19 protein-coding genes are annotated in these 21547 nt (G+C 73.1%); 7 read left to right on the top strand and 12 right to left on the bottom strand.

What is annotated here, in order from left to right:
- Positions 1 to 43: 43 nt before the first annotated feature.
- Together WN71_RS09740 and WN71_RS09745 are read right to left on the bottom strand one after the other, a co-directional pair.
- On the bottom strand, positions 44 to 1390 hold the full coding sequence (locus WN71_RS09740; protein WP_046591374.1) for an aminomethyltransferase family protein: 1347 nt from the start codon (positions 1388 to 1390) through the stop codon (positions 44 to 46).
- Between the two features lie 277 nt (positions 1391 to 1667).
- Positions 1668 to 3038 carry an NAD(P)-binding protein gene (locus WN71_RS09745; RefSeq protein WP_046591375.1) on the bottom strand — a complete coding sequence of 457 codons (1371 nt, stop codon included), beginning with the start codon at positions 3036 to 3038 and terminating at the stop codon, positions 1668 to 1670.
- Positions 3039 to 3814: 776 nt separating this feature from the next.
- Between WN71_RS09745 and WN71_RS09750 the strand changes: the two genes are divergently transcribed.
- On the top strand, positions 3815 to 4714 hold the full coding sequence (locus tag WN71_RS09750; protein WP_240529616.1) for a LacI family DNA-binding transcriptional regulator: 900 nt from the start codon (positions 3815 to 3817) through the stop codon (positions 4712 to 4714).
- Between the two features lie 195 nt (positions 4715 to 4909).
- Here WN71_RS09750 and WN71_RS09755 read toward each other — a convergent pair whose 3' ends face one another.
- Complete coding sequence (locus tag WN71_RS09755; RefSeq protein WP_046591377.1) at positions 4910 to 6175, bottom strand: cytochrome P450 family protein; 1266 nt, start codon at positions 6173 to 6175, stop codon at positions 4910 to 4912.
- A 393-nt stretch (positions 6176 to 6568) separates the two neighbouring features.
- Here WN71_RS09755 and WN71_RS09760 point away from each other — a divergent pair, with 393 nt between their 5' ends.
- The 3 genes from WN71_RS09760 (at position 6569) to WN71_RS41845 (ending at position 8825) form a co-directional block, all read left to right on the top strand.
- Positions 6569 to 7672, top strand: a complete 1104-nt coding sequence (locus tag WN71_RS09760) for a ScbA/BarX family gamma-butyrolactone biosynthesis protein (protein ID WP_143074824.1) — start codon at positions 6569 to 6571, stop codon at positions 7670 to 7672.
- Between the two features lie 606 nt (positions 7673 to 8278).
- A complete protein-coding gene (locus WN71_RS09765) occupies positions 8279 to 8635 on the top strand; it encodes a PRC-barrel domain-containing protein (RefSeq protein WP_046591419.1) in 357 nt (118 codons plus the stop codon).
- Between the two features lie 16 nt (positions 8636 to 8651).
- Positions 8652 to 8825, top strand: coding sequence for a hypothetical protein (locus tag WN71_RS41845; protein WP_167382913.1), 174 nt, complete (start codon positions 8652 to 8654; stop codon positions 8823 to 8825).
- Between the two features lie 31 nt (positions 8826 to 8856).
- Here WN71_RS41845 and WN71_RS09770 read toward each other — a convergent pair whose 3' ends face one another.
- Together WN71_RS09770 and WN71_RS09775 are read right to left on the bottom strand one after the other, a co-directional pair.
- Positions 8857 to 9348: an aminoacyl-tRNA deacylase gene (locus tag WN71_RS09770; RefSeq protein WP_046591378.1), complete on the bottom strand. Its 492-nt coding sequence runs from the start codon at positions 9346 to 9348 to the stop codon at positions 8857 to 8859.
- A gap of 38 nt (positions 9349 to 9386) precedes the next feature.
- Entirely contained in the window at positions 9387 to 9911 is a 525-nt protein-coding gene (locus WN71_RS09775; protein ID WP_046591379.1) for a GNAT family N-acetyltransferase, read from the bottom strand.
- Between WN71_RS09775 and WN71_RS09780 the strand changes: the two genes are divergently transcribed.
- The 3 genes from WN71_RS09780 to WN71_RS09790 all read left to right on the top strand — a co-directional run bounded on the left by WN71_RS09780 (position 9910) and on the right by WN71_RS09790 (position 12121).
- The gene (locus WN71_RS09780) at positions 9910 to 10596 is read left to right on the top strand and encodes a helix-turn-helix domain-containing protein (protein ID WP_046591380.1); all 687 of its coding nucleotides are present in this window, start codon (positions 9910 to 9912) and stop codon (positions 10594 to 10596) included. The genes WN71_RS09775 and WN71_RS09780 overlap by 2 nt on opposite strands.
- On the top strand, positions 10593 to 11822 hold the full coding sequence (locus WN71_RS09785; protein WP_079177766.1) for an MFS transporter: 1230 nt from the start codon (positions 10593 to 10595) through the stop codon (positions 11820 to 11822). The genes WN71_RS09780 and WN71_RS09785 overlap by 4 nt, the downstream gene beginning before the upstream one ends.
- 83 nt (positions 11823 to 11905) lie before the next feature.
- On the top strand, positions 11906 to 12121 hold the full coding sequence (locus WN71_RS09790) for a hypothetical protein (RefSeq protein WP_046591381.1): 216 nt from the start codon (positions 11906 to 11908) through the stop codon (positions 12119 to 12121).
- A gap of 99 nt (positions 12122 to 12220) precedes the next feature.
- On the opposite strand, the gene lexA is transcribed toward WN71_RS09790, so the two are convergent.
- From lexA to WN71_RS09825, 7 genes are all read right to left on the bottom strand, one after another.
- Positions 12221 to 12892 (bottom strand): transcriptional repressor LexA, encoded by a 672-nt coding sequence (gene lexA, locus WN71_RS09795; RefSeq protein ID WP_046591382.1) that lies wholly within the window; start codon positions 12890 to 12892, stop codon positions 12221 to 12223.
- A gap of 246 nt (positions 12893 to 13138) precedes the next feature.
- On the bottom strand, positions 13139 to 14494 hold the full coding sequence (locus tag WN71_RS09800; protein WP_046591383.1) for a beta-1,3-glucanase family protein: 1356 nt from the start codon (positions 14492 to 14494) through the stop codon (positions 13139 to 13141).
- A gap of 531 nt (positions 14495 to 15025) precedes the next feature.
- Positions 15026 to 16066, bottom strand: coding sequence for a LacI family DNA-binding transcriptional regulator (locus WN71_RS09805; RefSeq protein ID WP_046591384.1), 1041 nt, complete (start codon positions 16064 to 16066; stop codon positions 15026 to 15028).
- Positions 16067 to 16194: 128 nt separating this feature from the next.
- Positions 16195 to 17967 carry a discoidin domain-containing protein gene (locus WN71_RS09810; protein ID WP_046591385.1) on the bottom strand — a complete coding sequence of 591 codons (1773 nt, stop codon included), beginning with the start codon at positions 17965 to 17967 and terminating at the stop codon, positions 16195 to 16197.
- Positions 17968 to 17979: 12 nt separating this feature from the next.
- Entirely contained in the window at positions 17980 to 19074 is a 1095-nt protein-coding gene (locus WN71_RS09815; RefSeq protein WP_046591386.1) for a DUF1996 domain-containing protein, read from the bottom strand.
- 694 nt (positions 19075 to 19768) lie between these two features.
- Positions 19769 to 20434, bottom strand: a complete 666-nt coding sequence (locus WN71_RS09820; protein WP_046591421.1) for a phosphoribosyltransferase — start codon at positions 20432 to 20434, stop codon at positions 19769 to 19771.
- Positions 20435 to 20838: 404 nt separating this feature from the next.
- Positions 20839 to 21531: a dienelactone hydrolase family protein gene (locus WN71_RS09825; protein ID WP_046591387.1), complete on the bottom strand. Its 693-nt coding sequence runs from the start codon at positions 21529 to 21531 to the stop codon at positions 20839 to 20841.
- Positions 21532 to 21547: the final 16 nt, after the last annotated feature.

A 21547-nucleotide genomic window follows, 5' to 3' on the forward strand; every position in this document is an offset into this window, starting at 1 on the left:
TGCTCCTTGGTTCACGGGGAAGGGGGCACCGCGACGCGGACGGTCAGGCGTCGCGCCGGTACTCCGTGCGCGCGTGCCGGTCGTAGGGGCTGGGCTGGACGGTGGCGCGGATGCGCGGGAACCCGAGGTCGGCCTCGGGGTCGGTGCCCCGGCCGGGGTGCTCGCCCCAGACCACGGTCACCTCCGTCCCCGGTGTGGCGTGCGCCGGGTCGATGAGGGTCTGGGCGAGGACCGCGCCCACGGGGTCGATCGACGCGGTCTGCATCGTCATGCCGGCCAGTCCGGCCGACGTCTCCACCCGGTGGCGGGCGTACGTCAGCACGAACCCGGGGTCCGCTCCGCCGCCCACGACCCGGCGCACGTCGTCGGGGTCCAGGACGAGGGTGACCTTCACCCGCTGCGGCTCGTCCCGCGCCTTCAGCAGCGCGTCCCGGCCGTGGAAGTCGTGCCCGAAGTGGATCAGCTTGCCGTACCCGAGTTCGTACGGCGACACGTAGTAGTCCTCGATGTCCTCCGAGAAGTGGCTGCCGTTCAGCGGACGCTGGCCCTCGATGCCGAACAGCGGCAGCCACCTGCGGTATTCCTCCAGGGCCGGGTCGGTGTAGATGCCCGGCACCGGCGAGGGGATCCAGCCGCTCTCCACGCTCGGCGTGGTGTACGCCAACGCGCCGACCTGGACCAGGCCGAGCGGCTCGCCGGCCCGCAGGAACGCCTCGTGGACGTGGGCGGCGTGCTCCCACGGGCCGATGAACTCGTACCCGGCCTGCCCGGCCATGCCGTGCCGCAGCGCCTCGAACGAGCGGCCGTCGAGGGTGACGGGCGTGGCGTGGAAGAACTTCGTCGGCGGCAGCGGGCCGCCGAAGACCTCCGCGATCAGGTCGAGCGCCCGGGGCCCCTGGATCTGGTAGCGGAAGAGCCTCGGGTCGCCGCCGCCGGGACGGAAGGCCGAGGACGGGTCCGTCTCGAAGGCGACGTCGTAGCCGCCCCGCTCGGCGTGGAACCGCACCCAGTGCTGCGCCGCGGGCACCCCGCTGAGCAGGTACGCGTTCTCCGCGCGCCGGGCCAGGATGCCGTCGGTGACGATCTTTCCGTCGCGGGTGACGGGCACGTACTGCTTCGCCTGGCCGACCGCGAACTTCTCGAAGTTGTTGGCGCCGTGGTCCGCCAGCACGCGGGTGGCGTCCGGGCCCTCGATCCACATGTCGTACATGTGGTGCGAGAGGTTCAGCAGGGCGACGCCGTCGTGCCAGGCCGCCTGCTCCTGGCGCCATCCCGCGTACTCGCGCTCGACGACCTCCGGCGTCCAGGGCTCGGCGCCCGGCTTCCAGAGCAGGTCGACGGGCGAACCGGCCCTGTCGATGCCGTCCTGGAGGGTTGGGGTGGTGGTCATGCGACTCCTTCCGAAGCCATCGTCCCGATGGGCCCGGCCGTCCCGGCCGGCGACTCGGTTGCTAAATCGATCTAGTGACGAGGGGCACGCCGTCGTCCAGCGACCGCCCGAACGGCCCGCTAAATCGATATAGCCCGGAGGTTAGCGCAGACCACTAGATCGATCTAGTGGCGGATTCGGCTTTCTTTCCGACGGCGCTGCCTCCACGGCGGCCAGGTGCTGCCCGTGCGGCGGTCGTGCATGCCTGTACGGCGGTCAGGTCTGCCCTGTACTGCGGTCAGGTGCTGCCGCCGCCGATCGCCGCTCCGTGCACGCAGCGGTCGTGGCCGGTCAGGTCGCTGCGCAGCCAGGCGCCGTGGGCGTCCCGGACGTGTATCTCGCCCCGGTGCGTGACCACCTCGCCCACCGGCTGGGCACGCAGCCGGGCCACCACGTAACGGGCGGCGACGCCGGTGATGTCCCGTACGACGCCCATCGGGAGCAGCGACCGCGTCTCCGTGATGGCGTCGTGCTCGCCGGCGCGGATCACCACCCGGGCCCCGGGGGCGATGCCGTGCGCGGCGAGGGCCACCGCCACGTTGTCCAGGTCGTCGGAGCCCACGGCCGCCAGGGCGCGGGCCCGGTGCAGGCGGAGCCGCTCCAGTACGTGCCGGTCGCCGCCGTGTCCGTCCACGACGGGGATGCCGAGGGTGCGGGCCAGCCGGGCGGCCGCCGCACGGGGATCGCGTTCGACGCCCACGACGGGCACGCCCAGCGCGCGCAGCTCGACGCAGAGCCTCATGCCCACCTGCCCCATGCCGACCACGATCACATGGCCCGAGCGGGGCAGGGTGCGGGTGCCGACGAGTCCGATCAGGCGCGGGCCGAGCATCCGCTCCACGACTCCGGCGGTGAGCAGCGCGGTGAAGACGACGGTGCTCAACATCGCGAGCGCGGCCATGAGTTGGTAGCCGTGCGCGTCGGCGGGCGCGTCGGCGGGGCCGACCCCGGCCACCACGCGGGCCGCGTCGAAGAACGCCTCCGCCGGGTGCCGGCCGTGCGCGGTCGACCAGGCCCAGTCGGCGGCCAGTACGGCGGCCAGCGCGAGCGCGCCCAGGACCAGCAGCCGGGTCCCGGCGTCGTGGGAACGCAGTTGGAGCACCGCCCTGCCCAGGCCGCGCAGCGGAGGCGTGCGCCGCGGGGCCGGGAACTCCTCGACCCGCAGCACCTCGCCCGCCTCCCGGACCGCCTGGACCACGCGGCCCTGCCTGCGGGCGGCCACCAGCGACGCGTCGAGGCAGGGTCCGGCCAGCGAGGGCGCCGCGAGTTCGGCGGGCGAGGTGACGTGGCACTGCGGCAGCAGGCGGGAGAGTTCGTCGGCGACGGTGCGGTCGAAGACGGTGGCGACCAGGGGCAGGTCGGGGGCGAGATGGGCGACGGCGAGGGCGTAACGCAGGGCCGAGACGTCGTCGTGCAGCAGTACGGCCGCACCCACGACGGGCCGGCCGAGCGCGGAGCGCAGCTCCCGGTCCCCGGGGCGCGGGAGATGGCGGACGTCGTCGGCGCCGGAGCGGAGGGCGGCACAGACCCGGGCGGCGAGGCGGGTGTCACCGATGACGATCCAGTGGCCCGCGCGCTGGTCCGAAGGGGGAACGGTCGAGGTCGTCATGCGCGGCGTCCTGTCTGCGGGGCGTCGTCGGGCTCGCCGGGAGGCCTCGGGGGCGAGGCGGGTTCTCGGCGGAGGGGTGCGCGGCCGTACGGCGTCGGGGGCGGCGCCGCGTGGCACCTGACCGGGGGCGGCGGCGTGGCACCTGACCGGGGCTGGGGGTGTGGCTTGGCGCAGGCTGGGGTGTGGCTTGGCGCCATCAGGGGCGGCGTCGTTGCCGCGGTGCCGCCCCCTGGGACCGTAGGCGTCGGCGCCGTTGCCGCCCCTTCGGGCTGGAAGGGCGGGTCCGCCGCCGTCGTACGGCCGCATCCGACGGACCCGTCCGGTACGGCACCCGGGCCGCACCCGACGGCCGGGGGCCACCCGGCAGCGCGCCGGACACGCGAGGTACCCGGCGCGGTCGCGGTGCGGTCGCGGTGCGGTCGCCGTGCGCCGATCGTAGGGGCGGGGAGGGGTACGGGGGCTGCAAGGTCACCTTGCGCGTCACGGCACCCGGGCCGGAGCCGCCCGCGTGGCGCCGGGGGCCGACGGCAGAAGCCGAGGTCGGCGCCCTCGGCGTGCGATCCTCGCGGAAGGCGCCCCCGCGCCGGGCCGCCGTACCCGTGCGACGCGGGACGCGCCCCGCACCGGACCGCGTCCGGCGCACGCCGGCCCACCCGCCCCCGCCGGACGGTGTCCCTACAATGAGTGAGCGCGGGCCCGCCAGGAGCGCGGTGCGCCCGGACCGCCGTAGCGGAGCAGGGGTGATGGGGACGTCCGGAAGAGTCACGCTGAACGACGTGGCGGCGGCCAGCGGGGTGTCGCGCGCGACCGTCAGCTTCGTCCTCAACGACGACCCCCGTCAGACCATCTCCGCCGCCACCCGGGACCGGGTGAAGCAGGCCGCCCGGGACCTCGGCTATGTGCCGCACGGGGTGGCGCGGGCCCTGCGCGAGGGCAGTTCCCGCGTGGTCGTCCTCAATCTCGACCCGGGCCTCGAAGGCCACTACGCCCGTAGTTACGTACGGGGGCTGGACGCCGAACTGGCCGATCACGGCCTCGTGCTGCTGGTGCGGCACGGCCGTCACACGGCCCGCTCGACCCAGCAGGTCCTCGACGCGATCTCGCCGCGGGCCGTCATCCGGTTCGGCGAGACGTACTTGACGGGGCACGAGCTCGACGACTCCGGCGGCGGCTGGCGCGACGGGCTCGCCGCCCACGCGGCGCTGCAGCTGCGCCATCTCGTGGAGCACGGCCACAGGCGGGTCGCCGTCGCGCTGCCGGACAGCGACACCCCGTTGGCCGCCACCCGGCTGCGGTTCACGGCCCAGGCCGCGGACACCCTCGGCGTGCCCGGTCCGCTCTCGTTCGGCACGCCGCTCGACCGGGCCGCCTGCGCGAGCGCGGTCGAGGAGTTTCTCGCGGGCGCGCCCGGGGTGACGGCGATCGCGGGCTTCAACGACGACGTGGCGCTGCGCGTCCTGACGGCGCTGAAGGACCTCGGCCGCGAAGTGCCGCGGGACGTGGCGGTGATCGGGTTCGACGACAACGGGTACGGCGCCTACGTCTCCCCCGCGCTCACCACCGTCAGCGTCGACGCCGAGGCCCACGGCCGGCTCAGCGCCCGGCTCGCCCTCGGTCTCGACGCCACGGGCCTGCGTCCGCCGCCGGCGCACGTGGTGGTGCGCGATTCGGTGTGAGTGCGATTCGGTGTGAGTGCAAGCCGGTGTCCGTGCGATGCGGCAGGAGCGCGGCCGTCATGGGCCCGGGGGCGAACCGCCCACGCCTGACGTGTCCTTGAGGTGCCCCACCCGGGACGCGCGGGATGTGCGTGCCCGGGTGGGGACGGCGTCGGCGCGGCGGGCGGACCGGGGTGTGGCCGCCCTGCCGTCGCCCTACGCGGTGGTGGGCAGGGGTTGTCCGCCCAGATGCAGGGGCAGTTCGCGGTGGCCGTTGGAGATGAAGGACTCCAGCGGGCGGAGCAGGCCGGCGGGCACGGCCAGGCTCAGGTCGGGGAAGCGGGCGAAGAGTCCTTCGAGGGCGATCTCGGCCTCCATCCGGGCCAGGGGCGCACCGAGGCAGTAGTGCGGGCCGTGGCCGAAGGAGAGATGGTCGCGTCGGGTCGGACGCAGGACGTCGAAACGGTCGGCGTCGGCGCCGTGCGTCTGCGGGTCACGGCCGGCGGAGACGAAGGAGATCACCATCGGGTCGCCCTTGCCGATGACGGTGCCGCCGATGGGGATGTCCTCCACGGCGTAGCGGAAGATGCCGTTGGCGCCGGGGGCCTCCACCCGCAGGGTCTCCTCCACCGCGTCCGCCCACTGGGCCTTTCCGCCCCGGATCAGCTCCAGTTGGTCGGGGTGGGTCAGCAACAGGGAGACCGCGTTGTCGAGGAGGTTGACGGTGGTCTCGAACGCGGCCGTATACATGAGGATGAGACTGTCGATCAGTTCGCGCTCGGTGAGGCGGCTGCCGTCGCCCTCGTCGCGGACCGCGATCAGCGCGCACGTCAGGTCGTCGCCGCCGGAGTCCCGTTTGAGCGCGACGAGTTCGGCGATGGTCGTGTAGACGTCGATCTGGTTGGCGTGGGCCACCTCGGCGGTCGCGGTGGTGTCGAAGAACAGCGTGATGATCTTCTGCAGTCGGGCATGGAACTCCCGGGGTACGCCGAACAGTTCGGCGAGCACGGCGGTGGGCAGCCGCTGCGCGAACGCGGTCCGGAACTCCACCGCCCCGCCCGCCCGCCGGGCCTCCGCCTCCAGTCCGTCCAGCAGTCCGGCGGTGATCTCCTCGATACGCGGCCGCAGTTGGGCGATGCGCCGGGCGGTGAACGCCTTCGTCACCAGTCGCCGCAGCCGCCGGTGGTCCTCGCCGTAGGAGGTGATCATGTTGCGGACGGAGACCCACATCGACAGCGGCCACGACTCGTCGACCTCGCCGGAGATCCACTGCGGCCAGTGGCGGTAGGCGTCCTTCGACACCCGTTCGTCGGTCAGCAGCCGGCGCACCTCCTCGTGCCCGCTGACGAACCACGCCTCGACCCCGCCGGGCAGGGTCACCCGGCCGACCGGACCCTCCGTGCGCAGTCGGGCCGCCTCGGCGTGGATGTCCCGGCCGAACGGGTCGATCGCGTACGGGCACCGCTGTGCTTGACGAGCCATGGTTGCTCCCCCTAGCGGACTGGGCGCGGTCGTCGTCCCGCGCCGGTCAAACAGACCAGGAAACCGCGCGACCGGTTTTATCACAGACCTGGGGTCGAGCGACAGCCCCCTGGTCGCGGACCGCGGCTCCGTCCGGATGCGACTCCCGCGCGAGCCGCTCTCAGCGGGAGACGCACCGTTGGGGCGGAATGCCTCCCACCACTTTCATCTGCGGTCATTGAGCGATCACGTAAATGCGGAAGCGAGCTGCATCCATTCCGGGCGGACCGTCGGGCGCGCGAAAACTGCCCCTGTGAACATTGCCGACAAGCCTTGAAAAGAAAACCGGTAGGTTCGTATCTTACAGAGGCACAGACCTTCCTCACGGCATCGACCGAACGAGTGGAGATCCAGATGTCACTTCTGACATTCGAAAAGGAAAAAGCCGCCCCTGGGGACGCAATACGGACGGCGTCCCGGCCGGCGCCGGGTACCCGGGCCACCAAGGCCGGCCCGGCGGGCGAGATCAAGAAGGCGGCCGGCGCGAGGGGTGCGAGCGGGGGCACCATCCCCGCGGCGGCGCCTCGGCTGACGACGACCGTGCCGCGCGAGTACGTGCACCGCTCCTCGCACGCGGAGGTGTTCCTCACCTCCTGCGAGCGCACCGGCGAGCACCAGTTCACCCTGACCGGACAGTGGCCGCGCGCCCACACCTTCTTCACCAGCCACGACGGGCTGCGCCACGACCCCCTGCAGGCGGCCGAGACGATCCGCCAGACCGGGCTGCTCATCGCCCACACGCACTTCGGCGTGCCGCTCGGCAACCACTTCCTGCTCTGGGACCTGCACATCAGCACCCACCCCGAGCAGATGGTCATCGGCGCCACGCCGAGCGAGCTCGAACTCACCGCCACGGTCACGGACCTCGTCCGGCGCGGGCGCCACCAGACGGAGTTCACCCTCGACATCACCATCACCCGTCAGGGCCGGCCGTGCGCCAGCGGCGGCGGGCGCTTCACCTGCCTGGCGCCCGGCACCTACCGTCGGCTGCGCGGGGCCGGCGAGCCGGCGAAGGAGCCCGCGGCCGGCACGCACCACCAGCACCCCTGGCCGCTGACCACGCCGCCGCACACCGTCGGCCGTCACCGCCCCTTCGACGTGGTCCTCGCCCCCACCCACCAGCCCCACCGGTGGCTGCTCAACCCGGACCCGCACCACCCGGTCCTGTACGACCACCACGGGGACCACCACCCCGGGATGGTGCTCCTGGAGGCGGCCCGCCAGGCGGCCACGGCGCTCATCCATCCCACCCCGCACACCATCACGGGCGCGACCGCCGACTTCCACCACTACGCCGAACTCGGCACGCCGTGCTGGATCCAGGCCACGCTCCCGCCGACCCACACCGCGCATCACCCGACGATCCACATCACCGCCCACCAGAACCATCACATCGTGTTCACGGCCCTGGTCACCGCGGCCCTCCGGCCGCCGGCGGCAGCGTCCCGCACGGTCTGACGGACGCGCCCGCACCCCCGCACCCGCCGGTCTCCCTCGCCGACCGCGAGGCCGCGCACCCCCGCGGGGAACGGCCCGTCACCCCTTGCCCGCACGGCGTTCCGACCGGGGACGGCCCGACCACGGCGCACCACACGGACACGACAAAGAGCGACAAGAACGCGCACGAACCCCGACGCGCCGGACGAACACGAAGTTCGAAATGAAGAACGAGCACGGAGCACTCGCCCCGAAAACGGGAGCGAAGATCGAGGAACGGCGCCCGATAAATCACCACGAAAACGGCGTGAACCACCCGGACATCGATCCGGAAAGAAATGGGAGACCGACTCCGATTGACCAGTGCATTACCTGGGATGGTAATTCATTTACCCGCCCGTGAGAATTTCCAGGCCTTCGGAGTCGGATTTCCCGCCCATCCGCTCGACCGCCCCCGCACCCGCCCCGCGAAGCCCCAGTTCGCGGCCCTCTCCCATGAGTCAGGACCCCGAACAAACAAACCGTACGTCCCGTTTCATCGCAGGGTGGCCTGCGCCCTCACCCGGGCGGCGTACACGCCGGGCATCACGGGCGCGATCGGGGGTACCACCATTGCGGAGGTTCATGATGTTCGAGGCAGGCGACATCCGTGAGTGGCGGGGCCACGACGTGGTCGATCCCGACGGCCACAAGATCGGCGTGCTCGAGGCGGTCTACGTCGACACGGCGACCGACCAGCCCTACTTCGCGACGGTCACCGTGGGCCTGCCCACGCGCCGCCGGCTCGTGTTCGTGCCGCTCACCGGCGCCACCGTCGGACCGGGCTATCTCAAGGTCACCCACACCAGGGACCTGGTCAAGAAGGCCCCGTCGATCGACACCGACGGCGAGCTGCCGGCCACGGAGGAGCCGGGGATCTTCGCGCACTACGAACTCGACTACGCGCAGGGATCGGGCGGCGAGCGCCGCCTCGGCCGCCGCTGAGCCGCCGGGAGAAACGATGAGTCTCTTTCTGTTCCTGATCCTCGTGGCGCTCGTGCTGGGCATCATCGGCTTCGCCGCACACGGCCTGTTCTATCTGCTGATCATCGGCGCCGTGGTGCTGCTCCTGGACCTCGCCTACGCCGCCATGCGCTTCCGGCGCGGCGGCAGCAGGCACCGCGTCGTGCGCTGACGCGGGCGCCGAGGCCGGGCGTGAGGGCCCCCTACGGAGCGGGCGGCAGGTCGGCGATGGGCGCCGTGACGGCCGCGGGTACGGCGGCGACGAGTGCCGCGGCCTGGATCTCGACGGTGACGTCGGGCCGGCCGCTCCCGCAGTGCACCCGGCCCATGGCGCCGACGGTCTCGTCGAACACCACCACGGCCGCCCCGTCGGCGGACACCGGGCACACCCCGCCCGGCCGCATCCCGGCCCGGGCCAGCCGCTCCGCTCCGGCGGGGGCGAGATCGGCGCGTCTGATCCCGGCGGCGCGGGCGAGGGCGCCGTAGCGCAGCCGGGCGTGCCCCGGCAGGGCGGCGAGCAGCAGCCGGTCCTCGGGGGTGACGAACGCCAGTGTCTTCACGGTCCGTTCGAGGGGAACGCCCAACGCGGCGCAGACGTCGAGGGGGTCGACCAGGTCCGGATGCTCGTGCAGCCGGAAGGGCGTGCCGAGGGCGGCCAGGATGTGCGGTGGACCGGCGGGCGCGTGCGCGTTCACCTCGCCGAGGCTACCGCGCGCCGCGGCCCCACCACGGCTCATTGCAGGGGCAGTTGCATGATGGCCAGGTCGAGCCACCGGCCGAACTTGGTCCCGACCCCGGGCAGCGTGCCGACGTGCCGGAAACCGAACCGCTCGTGCAGCCGGATCGACGCGGTGTTGCCCGCCTCGATGTCGGCGATCATCACGCGGTGCCCGGCCTCGCGCGCCGCGTCGATCAGTGTGGCGAGCAGGACCGTGCCGATGCCCAGGCCGTGCCGGCCCTCACGGACGTAGATCGAGTCCTCGACCGAGTGGCGGTAGCCCTCCAGCTCCGCCCGCCAGGGGCCGAACACCGCGAAGCCGGCCACCTCGCCGTCCACCTCGGCCACGAACGCCGAACCGCGTTCGAGATGGGCGTCCAGCCACGCGACCGCCTCGATGGGGGTCTGCGGGATCTGCGTCCACAGGGCCGTCGAGTGCGCGATCGCTTGGTTGCGGATCGCGCGGACGGCCTCGGTGTCGCCGGTGTGGGCCGGGCGGACCCGCACCGCCGCGGACGTCTTCTCGTATATTGGATTCATGTCCAACATAGTAGATCCTCTGGTGCGGCAGATCGCCGGCCGCGTGCGCACCGAGCGGGAGCGCCGCCGCTGGACGCTGGCCCAGCTCGCGGACGCCTCCGGGGTCTCGCAGGCCATGATCAGCAGGATCGAACGGGGGGAGAGCAGCCCCACCGCCGTCGTCCTCGGCAAGCTGTCCGCCGCCTTCCAGCTCAGCGTCGCCTCGCTGCTCGCCCTGGCGGAGGGGACGGGCGCCGACGGCACGGGCACCGAGCCGTCGTACGGCCACCCGGTGCACGCCGGTGACGAGGGCGCGGGCGGCCCGGCCGGCAACGGCGCGGCGCGCGAGGACTCCGGGCCACGGACCACGACCGTGCGCCGGGCGGCCGACGCCCCCGAATGGCGCGACCCCGGCACGGGGTACCGGCGCCGGCAGATCAGCGGCCCCCGCCACCCCGCGGAGGTGGCCGAGATCCGGCTGCCGCCGGGGGCCCGAGTGCCCTATCCCGCCGCCGCGTTCGCCTTCGTTCGGCAGCTCGTCTGGGTACTCGACGGCACTCTCACCTTCCACGACGGCGACACCGTGCACGAGTTGACGGCCGGCGACACCATCGAGCTGGGCGCACCGGCCGCGCGGGTCTTCGCCAACACCAGTGGCGCCGAGTGCCGTTACGCGGTCGTCCTCACCCGCGGCACGCAGCCGTGACGCGGCCGCTGACCGGCGGCGGCACCCTCCTGCTGGCCGGTGTCGCCGGCACGGCGATCGCGAACAACTACGCCCTGCAGCCCGCCCTCACCACGGTCGCCGCGGATCTGGGCGCGCCCCTCTCCGTCGTCGCCCTCGTGCCGACGGCCGCGCTCACCGGCTGCATGACCGGCTTCGCGCTGCTGCTCCCGCTCACCGACCGGGTCGCCCCGCACCGGCTCGTCACCGCGATGCTCACCGCGCTCGCGGCGGCCCTCGCCCTCGGCGCGGCCGCGCCCGGCGCGGGGGTGCTCCTGACCGCCTACCTGTTCATCGGCGCGGGCGCGGGCGTCGCGGCCCAGGCGAGCAACATCGCGGGCCGCCACGCCCCGCCCGGACGCCGGGGCAGCGGCGTGGCCGCCGTGTCCGCCGGAATGTCGGCGGGCATCCTGCTCGGCCGGCTGGCGGGCGGGGCGCTGACCGACCTGTTCGGCTGGCGGCGGATGCTGCTCGTCCTCGCCGCGCTCGCCCTGCTCGGCGCCCTCGCCTCCTGGCGGCTGCTCCCCCGGGAGCGGCCCGCCGCCGACCGCGGCTACGGCGCCGCCCTCGCCGCGCTGCCACCGCTGCTGTCACGGTTCCCGGAGCTGCGCCGCGCGGTGGTCACCGGCGGGCTCTGGTACCTCGCCTTCAACCTCACCTGGGTCACGCTCGCCCTCGCGCTGGCCGGGCCGCCGTACTCCCTCGGGCCGGGCGCCATCGGCCTGTACAGCCTCGCCGGGCTGCTGGGCTTCGCGGTGCTCCCGGTGACCGGGCGCCTGGTCGACCGGTATGCACCGCCCAAGGTGATCGCGGCCGGGGTGCTGACCGCGGCGGCCGGGGCCGCGCTGCTGGCCACCGGCCTCGGCACACCGCCGGTCACGGCGGCCGGGCTGGCCCTCCTCGACGCCGGGTGTTTCGCCGCGCAGGCCGCCAACCTCAGTGGTGTCATCGCCCTCGCGCCGACCGTCTCCGGCGGCCTCACCAGCGTCTATCTGGTGCTGTACTTCAGCGTCGGCGCCGTAGGCACCGCACTGGCCGCTCCCCTGCTGGACGCCGTCGGCTGGCACGGGGTCTGTCTCGTCTGCTGCCTGTCCCTGCTGCTCGCCGTCGTCCTCGGGCGCGGTGGCGGCCGGACGGGGGCCCGGCCGACGCGCGGTGACACGGTGTCCGGCGGCGGCCGCCACCCGCTGTCCCGCGTCCCGGAGTAGGCGCTCCGCGCGCCGGTCACGACCCGCACACCAGTGGCGCACGACATCGTGCGCCGCCCCGGTCGCGGCGTGAGGCTGGTGCCATGCCAAGTCAGCAGCTCGTGGTGATCTACCCGCCCGCCGACGACGGGGGCAGACGCGTCCGTCTCGGCGAGCACTTCGTCGGGCTCGCCTACACGCTGCTGGACGTCGCGGAGTTCCTGCGGCGCGCGGGCATGGAGGACGTGGAACCCGAGGACGTGGCCACGGCGGCCTGGGTGGAGTGGCGCGGCGGCGGGGCCGGCGGGTGGGTGCACTGACCGGGAGCCCGGGACGGCGTCCCCTCGACGGGCCGAGCGGTCACCCGCTGCGGCCGACCACACGGCCGCCCACCCCCGCACTCAGCCTTCGGGCAGCCCTCAGAGCAGCCGCAGGACGCCCACGACCTTGCCGAGGATCTGCGCGTCGTCGCCGGGGATCGGCTGGTAGGCGGGGTTGCGGGGCATGAGCCACACGCGGCCGTCCTGACGGCGGAGCACCTTGACGGTGGCCTCGTCGTCGAGGAGCGCGGCGACGATGTCACCGTGGTCGGCGCTGTCCTGGCGCCGTACGGTCACGATGTCGCCGTCGCAGATCGCCGCGTCGATCATGCTGTCGCCGGACACGGTCAGGGCGAACAGGTCGCCGTCGCCCACGACCTGGCGGGGCAGGGAGTAGACGTCCTCGACCATCTCGGCCGCGAGCAGCGGCGCGCCGGCGGCGATGCGGCCGACCAGGGGCACCTCGACCGGTTCGGTCCTGCGGGCGTCCAGGTCGGGCGCCCAGGAGGGGCGCACCCGGTAGGCGCGCGGGCGGTGCGGATCGCGGTAGAGGATGCCCTTGCGCTCCAGCTGCATCAGCTGGTGGGCCACCGACGAGGTGCTCGCCAGGTCGACCGCCTGGCCGATCTCGCGCATGGACGGCGGGTAACCCTGCTGCTCGACCGCCTCCGTGATGAAGCGGACGATGGCCGCCTGGCGGCCGGTCAGCTCCCCCTCGGCGGTGGTCGGGCCGGGGGGACGGCCCCGCCGGGCGGGCGCGCTGTTCTCCATGCGGGGGAACCTCCATCAAAGATCTCGCTGAGTGACCTTATCCCGCCTTCCCTTACAAATGGAACACCGATTCGACCCGATCCTGGTGTACGGCGCTGGCCCGGATGCCGCAGGCATGCCGCCGGAGAGGCGCCGGGGAGCCTTGCGGGGCACTCCGGAGGGGGTCCCTCCGGAGTGCCCCGTGACCGGGCCCCGTCCGGCTGCCATGTCGCCGGACCGGGCCCGCCGCCGGGCGGCGTCAGCGGGTCACCAGCCGACCGCCACCAGGAGCCACTGCGGGTTGGCGTGCGAGATGAACGAGGACTGGCCCGCCACGTCGTCGTAAGGGAAGCCGTAGGCGAGGTTGTTGATCGCGTTGTCGTGCCAGAACTTGGCGTAGTAGTTCGCCGGGGCCGCCTTGTAGAACTGGCTCGGGTCGGACTGCTGCGAGGACGACAGCGTGGCGACGTGGCGGTTGAGGGCCGCGCACATCGTGGGGTTGGAGGCGAGGGAGCCCGCGCAGCCGAAGATGTCGGAGGTCGCCGCGCTCACGCCGACGGACTGGGCGTAGGAGGTGAAGTAGCCGGCGTTGGCGCCGCCGGAGCGGAAACTGGGGTCGCTGCCGGGGGCGATGATCCGGTACGGCGCCTGGGTCTGCGCCAGCACCTTGAACTCGTTCGGAACGGCGTTGACGAAACGCTGGAAGGTGGTGGCGCGGTCCTCGGCGAAGGTCGCCCGGTTCTCGCCGACCTCGGCGTCGTAGCCGTCCTTCGTGTGCAGCCGCATCGCGATCTTCAGGCCGAACGCGTCGACACGGGTGGTGTTGCCGTTGAAGACGTTGTTGCCGACGGTGAACTCGATGAAGTCGTAGTAGGCGCTGGTGGGCGAGCCCAGGTAGAAGTACATCCGGCCGGCGGAGTTGGCGGGCATGTCGAGGTAGGGCTGCTCGGCGATGGAGTGGGTCTGCCCGTTGAAGCTCCAGTAGACCTGGCTGTCGGGGTACTTGCCGTTGGTGCGGTTGAGGATCTTCACCTCGACGGCGTTGTTGGCCGCGGGGATGTCGCTGGTGCTGCCCCAGAAGCTGTCCGGCGGCGTGGTGCTGCCGGGGCCGTAGACCTGGAACTCCCACAGGGAGTAGCCGTACGGCGTGGCGCGGACGGTGCCGTAGAGGCGCACGTAGCGGCCGCTGCCGGAGACGGTCAGGTTCTGGGTGCCGCCGGTGCCGGTGGTGGTGGAGTACACCGTGGTCCACGTGGACGCGTCGGTGGACGTCTGGATCTGGAAGGACTTGCCGTAGGCGGCCTCCCAGTTCAGGGTGACGCGGGTGATCTGCTGGACCGAACCGAGGTCGACCTGGAGCCACTGCGGGTCGGCGAAGGCGGACGACCAGCGGGTGCCGGTGTTGCCGTCGACCGCGGCGCTCGCGGGGAAGGAGCCGTTCTCCGTGGACGAGGCCGTCGCGGGCCTGCCCTGGGAGAGCAGGTTGTCCGCGGCCCGCGCCGGGGTCGGCGTCAGGGCGGCGAAGCAGGCGGCGAGCAGGACGATGACGAGACCGAGGGCGGCACGGGACCGCGCGCGACCGGCCGGCGGTCTGAGCGGGGTCGGGCTGGCGCAACTCTGCATGCGGGTACTCCTCAAGCCGTGATGGCGTGCGTGGGGGTGGAGCTGTGGCAGGGTCTGAGAGCGCTCTCTCCGGGTTGTAGTCCCGGAGGGTCCGGCCGTCAACAACTGAAGCCGAAATCACTGCCGTTCGGGGTTGGCGTGGGGGTGACGTGGCGTCGACGGGGGTGAGGTCCGGGGGTTTCCGTGCGGGGCCTTCGGAGGTCGACGGTGGGGAGGGGGGTGCCCCTGGGCGTTCTTCCATGTCTTGACGACGGGCTGCGAGGGGAGAAGGACCGGGGTCCGTCGACGTCCGCTGGTGCGTGGGGCTCGTCCGCGCAGTTCCCCGCGCCCCTTGGCGAGCTGAGGCGAAGCCCCCTGAAGGGGCGCGGGGAACTGCGCGATCGGCTCCCCACACACCCGCACACGAAAACCGGACACGGGCCACCCACCCCAGGGGCGCGGGGAACTGCGCGGTCGGCCACCGCGCACCCGCGGACGAGAACCGGGCGCGGCCCACCCCAGGGGGCGCGGGGAACTGCGCGGTCGGCCCCGCTACGCCGAGTCGCGGATCACCAGTTCCGGGTCGAAGACCACCGACGTCGGCTCGGTGCGGGCCCCGCGGACGTGTTCGTCCAGCACCGCGGCCATCGCCGCCGCCATCTCCTCCACCGGCTGGCGCACGGTGGTGAGTTGGGGCCGGCAGGTGACGGCCACGCTGGAGTCGTCGAAGCCCACGACCGCGACGTCCTCGGGCACCCGGCGCCCACGGTCGCGCAGCACCTGGCAAGCACCTTGCGCCATCAGGTCGTTGGCGGCGAACACGCCGTCGAGGTCGGGGTAGCGGGCCAGCAGGTCGGACATGGCCGCGGCACCGCTGTCGAGGGTGAAACCCCCTTCGGCGACCGGCACGAACGCGTGCCCGTGCCGCGCGAGGGTGTCGCGGAACCCCGCCAGCCGCTCCTGGCTCGCGGGCACGTCCAGCGGGCCGCAGATCGTGGCGGGCCGCGTCCGGCCGCGGGCCAGCAGGTGCTGGGCGGCCAGGCGTCCGCCGTCGCGGTGGGCGAGGTCGACGTAGCTGAGCGGCACCGGCCGGGAGGGCCGGGCGAAGAGCACCGCGGGCAGCCGCGCGTCGGCGAGCAGCGCGGGCAGCGGGTCGTCGGCGTGCGCGGAGACCACCAGCGCGCCGTCGGCGCGGCCCTGGCGCAGATAGGTCAGCACCTCCTCGCGGTCGTCGGCGGTCTCCGCGAACATCAGGACCGGGTGCAGCGAGCGCGGACGCAGGAAACCCACCACACCGCCGACCACGCGGCCGAAGAAGGGGTCCGCGAACACCCGGGCGGCGAAGGTGTCCTGCGGGGTGTCCGAGGCGTCGCCCGCGCCGCACACCACCAGGGCGACGGTCTCGGCGCGCCGGGTGACCAGGGCGCGGGCGGCGCGGTTGGGCGCGTAGCCGGTCCGTGCGATGGCCCGGCGGACGACGTCCTGGATCTGCGGATCCACGTTGCGCACGCCGTTGACCACACGGGACACGGTCGCCCGTGAGACGCCGGCCTCCCGGGCGACGTCCTCCAGCGTCGGGGCCCGTCTGCTCATGCCCCGCACCCTAACGGACCGGCCCGTCCCGGGAGTAGAGCGCTCTCCCGGGACGGGTACCGATCGCGACCGGGGGCGGGACCGGCGTGCTCCCGCCCCCCCGACTCAACCTCCGTGACGCAGGTTTGTCAGGTGTAGATGCCGAACTCGTAGAGCGAGTAGCCGTATCCGGTGCCGCGGGCCGTGCCGTCGACACGGACGTAGCGGCCGGTTCCGGAGACGTCGAAGTCGTCGACGCCGCCGTTGCCGTCGGTCACCGTGTGCACGGTCTGCCAGTTCTGCCCGTCGTCGGAGGTCTGGATGGTGTACGCCTTCGCGTACGACGTCTCCCAGTACAGCTGGACGTGCTTGAACGTGGTCCGGGTGCCGAGGTCGACCTGGAGCCACTGGGGGTCACTCCAGTCGCTCGCCCAACGGGTGCCGGTGCTCCCGTCCACCGCGTTGGCCGCCGTGCAGGGGCAGTCGCCGTAACTCGCCTGGTACGACGAGGCGGTGGCCGTCTTCCCGCGGGCCACGTTCGTGCCCGCGGGGGTGGGCGGCACCACCTTGATCGAGCGGGTCTCGACCCCGACGTTGCCGTGCCCGTCCGTCGCCTTGACGTACACCTTCCACACGCCGGGCCGGTCGGGCGCCGTGAACTTCAGGCGGCCGCCGCCGAGATCGGTGAAGGGCAGCGAGTTCAGGTTCTTGCTCTGGTCGACGTACATGCTGTTGTCGAGGACCTCGTAGGAGATCCGGTCGCCGTCCGGGTCGGTGGCCTTGACCGAGAGCACCAGGTCACGGCCGGCCTGCACCGCGCCCGCGCCGCCCTCCACGCTCAGGTCGGAGATCACGGGCGGGGTGTTGTCGTGGGTGGTGTCACCGCCGTAGGCCCGCTTCACCGCGTAGTACGACAGGCGCCGCTGGCCCGCGGGCAGCAGGTTGAACCAGATGCCGCCGAAGTCGTACTCGGTGCCGTAGTGGAACATGGTGGCCCCGAGGGCGACCCCCTTGTGCCCGGTGACGCAGCCCCAGGCGCGGGTGTAGCCGTCGGCCTTGGCCTGGTCGGACGGTTCGAGCGGCACGCCGTTGGCGTCGTCGGGCACCTCCCACTCACCGGCCGGTCCGGTCTCGGTGACGATGTACGGCTTGGTGTAACCGCCTTGCTGCCAGGCCGCCTTGACGTCGCAGACGGCGTTGTAGGAGTTCACGGCGTACAGGTCGAGGTCGGGGGCGTTCTTCTTGAAGTAGGGCCAGGCGCCGACCCAGGCGTCGGTCGAGGTGACCGGGTGGTTCGGGTCGACGGCGTGGATCTTCTTGGTGATGTCCTCCACGAGGGTGGTGTAGGCGTCGCGCTGCCGCTCCAACTCGTCGCCGCTGTAGCAGTTCTGGAGGCCGAGCACGGACTCGTTGCCGACGTCCCACATGAGGACGCCGGGGTTGTCCTTGTAGGTCTGCACCCACTTGGGGAACTCGTCGAGCATCTGGTTCTTGTAGGCGGTGTCGGTCAGGTAGTTCACGCAGCCGCCGCTGCCGGGGCCGCCGCCGGGCTGGAGCCAGAAGCCCGCGATGACCTTGATGCCATGGGCGGCCGCGGAGTCGAACAGCGGCTTGCTGGTGGCGTCGGTGCCCCAGGTGCGGATCGTGTTGACGCCCATGGACGCCAGGTCGGGCAGGTACTTCTCGGCGTCGTTGACGCTGGGGCCCCAGGTCAGTCCCTTGATCTGGTACGGCTGTCCGTCGACGGTCAGCTGCCAGGCGCCCTGGCTGCCGGTGACCTTGACCACGCTCCCCGCGGCGTGGGCCTGGACGGCGGGCAGGGCGGTGAGGGCGCCGACGGCCAGGACGCCGGCGGTCAGGTGCGCGGCGGCACGGCGGGCACGCGTGCCGGTGTGCGGACGGGTGCGGGTGCTTGGTGTCATGTCGGGCGCTCCTCAGGGGAGTTCGTAGTGCTCGTCGAGCGCGGCGCCCGCCTCGGGATGGGTCTGGTCGTAGCCTCGGGCGTCGCACTGGAGCCCGCCGACGACGCAGTGGTCGACCAGCGCCTTCTGCGTGGCGTCGTCCCAGGCGTTGAAGAAGTCGTAGTGGAACGTGTGGCCCGCGCCGCTGGAGAGCCGTACCTGCGACATGTCGCCGTTGACCGGGAAGGCCATCTTGAACTCGATCATCGGCAGCGCCACGGGGTGGTCGGCCGGGCACATGTTGTCGTTCGTGCCGGGCTTGACCACGGGGTAGGCCATGTGGCTCTTGTGGTCGGGCGTGTCGAGGTACTTGCCGTCCCAGCAACTGGGCGCCTGGAAACGGATGTTGAGCTGGACGTCGGCGCGGTTGGGGCAGGTCGCGGGGAACTCGACGTTGAAGTAGCTGTCACCGCACTCCCAGCCCTCCACGAAGCCCGGGTTGTTGCGGAACTCGTCGGCGCTCTGCATCGGGCTGCCCACGACGAACCGCAGGCCCTTGGGGAAGGGGCGCACGCTGGTGTAGTCGGTGACGCCGGCCTTGTAGTAGATCACCTGCGGGCCGGTCGGGAGGATCTGCCGGCTGCCGTTGTAGAGGGTCGGCATCCAGTAGCCGGACAGGTCGCCGGGCGCCTTGCAGGTGGTGCCGCCGGCCGACAGTGAGGCCGTAGTGCTGTACGCGTCGGTCGTGGTGTTGCCCATGAACGTGTGGTCGTGGGACTTGCCCGGCTGCTGCGGATAGACGATGGGATCGTCCGGACGGGTGTGCGTGACCGAGCAGTTGGCCTGGAACTCGTGGAAGTAGCGGTGCGGCGGATCCTGCGTGGACGGGCTCACGCCGGTCACCTGGGGGTTGGCGAGGATGTAACCGTCGCCGTCGGGATCCTCGGGGGAGGTGAGGGTCGACGCCGCCATGGCGTGCCCGGAGTGGGTGGCCGCGAACGACTCGGCGGCGGCGGTGTGGGGCGTGGGCGGTCCGGCGCTGGCGGCGACGCCGCCGATGCCTAACGAGGTGAGCAGGAGCGCGCCGGTGACCAGCGCGGCTGACAGGACTTTCGATCTCCGTGGCATGGAGACCTCCTCCTGGACGAGGGGGGTGTGGGAGGTCGCGCCCGGCGTCCGCGTGACGCGACGACAGGTGGGTCCGCGTCGTGGGGCGCGGGCACCGTTCGGGAGAGCGCTCTCCCGCCGAGGAGTGTTGGGGTCATGTCAGCAAGGTGTCAAGAGAGGCGGCAGGGGTTGTTCGGCGAGGTTTTCGGGGTCCGGGGGCTTGCCCGGGCGCTGACCTCATGAGTTAAATCAAGATGTGAACTAAGCGGGCCGCCGTCGGACATGTCCGCCGGCGGTGGCGAGCCGGTCCGGCGGTGGCCGGTCGTCGCCGACGGCGGAGCGCCACCGCCGTCGGCGACGGCACGGCGGTCACGTCGGGCGCGCACCACGAGCCGCGCCCGACGTGACCGCGGACCGGGCGACGCGGTCCGCGTCGCGGGCCTGGCGGCGCGAGAAGGTCGTGGCGAGGGCCCGGGCCCCGGCGGTCGGCACGAGGGTCCGGGGCGGACGATGACCGCCACCCCGGCAGACGGCACGAGGGGTTCGGCGCGACGGCCCCCAGCCCGACAGACGGCACGACCGGTCCGGGTCGACAACCCGCACCCCGACAGACGGCACAAGCGGTCCGGGACGACAACCCGCACCCCGACAGACGGCACGAGAGGACGTGGTCCTCATGCGGGACGGAACGGCGGGAGGAAGGGTGCTGGTCCGCTCACGGCCGGTCGGGCGCTGGCCCATCGTGTTCGCGCAGGGTGCGGATGACCTCGTCGTCGCCGACCTGCTCGAAGTCGTCGTACCAGAGACCCACGGCCCAGAAGTCCGGCGGCTGCCGGAGGCAGATGACGTCGTCGGCCTCCGCGCGCAGCGACGCGACGGTGTCGGGTGCGCCGACGGGTACGGCGAGCAGTACGCGGGCGGGCCGCAGGCGGCCGAGATGGCGTAGTGCGGCGCGTGCGGTGACGCCGGTGGCCAGGCCGTCGTCGACGAGGACGACGGCGTGGTCCCGCACGGCGGGCGCGGGGCGGTCTCCCCGGTAGAGCAGGGTGCGGCGCCTCAGCTCCTGGCGCTCGCGCGTCACGTCCGGGGCGAGTCGCTCCTCGCGCAGGCCGTACATCTCCAGGGCGCGCGGATCGAACAGCGACGGGTCCTCTGCGACGATCGCGCCGATGCCCGTCTCCGGCCTGCCGGGCAGGCCGATCTTCCGTGCCACGAGCAGGTCCAGGGGTGCCCCGAGCGCCTCGGCCACCTCCGCGCCGACCGGGACACCGCCGCGGGGCAGCGCGAGGACGACGGGGTCCGGCAGCCCGCCGTCGGACGCCCACTCCATCAGCCGCAGGCCGAGTTCCCGGCCGGCCTGCCTGCGATCGGGGAAGCGCATGACCTGCATGACCTCATGTCCTCCAGACGCCTCGCGTTCTCTTCGACGCCGGGGCGCGGTCGCCCCGGCGGCCGTGGGCCGACGTGACCCGGCGGCCGTGGGCCGACGTGACCCGGCGGCCGTGGGCCGGGGGATCCGGCGGTGGTCGGCCGGGGGATCCGGCGGTGGTCGGCCGGGGGATCCAGCGGTGGTCGGGCCGGATGGCCCGGCGGTGCCGGCCCTGACCGCCCCCGGGGCCTCGCCTCGGCCCGGAGCGGTCGCTTCCCGCCTCGGCCCGGAGCGATCGCATCCTCCTCGGCCCCGCGGGGGACCGCCTTCGTCCAGCCTGCCTCGCCGCGCTCGAAGCGGCGATGCGCGCGGAGGCTTCGCGGGACGGGTCCGGCACGGGTGTGCCGCGGCGTAGGTCACCGGTCGGCCGGTCCGGACTCCCCCGCCGTGGTGTCCGGCCCGGCGGGGCGCAGATGACGGTGGAACCAGTCGACGGCGGCCTCGGTGACCTGCTCCAGGGCGCCGGGTTCCGGGAAGAGATGCGTGGCGCCGGGTACGACGTGGAGGCGGTGGAGCGCCGGCAGCAGCCGGGCGGCCTCCCGGTTGAGTCCGAGGACGGGTGCGTCGGCGCCGCCGACCACCAGCAGGACCGGAGCCGCGACCCGGGGCAGCGCGTCACCGGCCAGATCCGGCCTGCCCCCTCGTGAGACCACCGCCGTGACCCGTCCGGGCCGCGCGGCCGCCGCCACGAGGGCGGCGCCCGCTCCCGTGCTGGCCCCGAACAGCCCCACGGGCAGCACGGCGGTACCGGGCCGGCGCCCCAGCCAGTCGACGGCGTCCACCAGACGTCCGGCCAGCAGCGCGAGGTCGAAGCGGAGCCGCGCGGTCACCGCGTCCTCGCGCTCCTCGGCCTCGGTCAGCAGGTCGAGGAGCAGGGTTGCGAAACCGGCCCCGCGCAGGCCCTCGGCGACCGCGCGGTTGCGGGGGCTCAGGCGCGAACTGCCGCTGCCGTGTGCGAACAGCACCATGCCGCGCGCGTCGAGGGGGACGGCCAGATCACCGTCCAGCAGCACGCCGTTCGAGGGCACCTTCACGGATTCGGCCACCATGCCCGCTCCTCTCCCC

Source organism: Streptomyces mangrovisoli, from assembly GCF_000974985.2.
Lineage (GTDB): Bacteria > Actinomycetota > Actinomycetes > Streptomycetales > Streptomycetaceae > Streptomyces > Streptomyces mangrovisoli.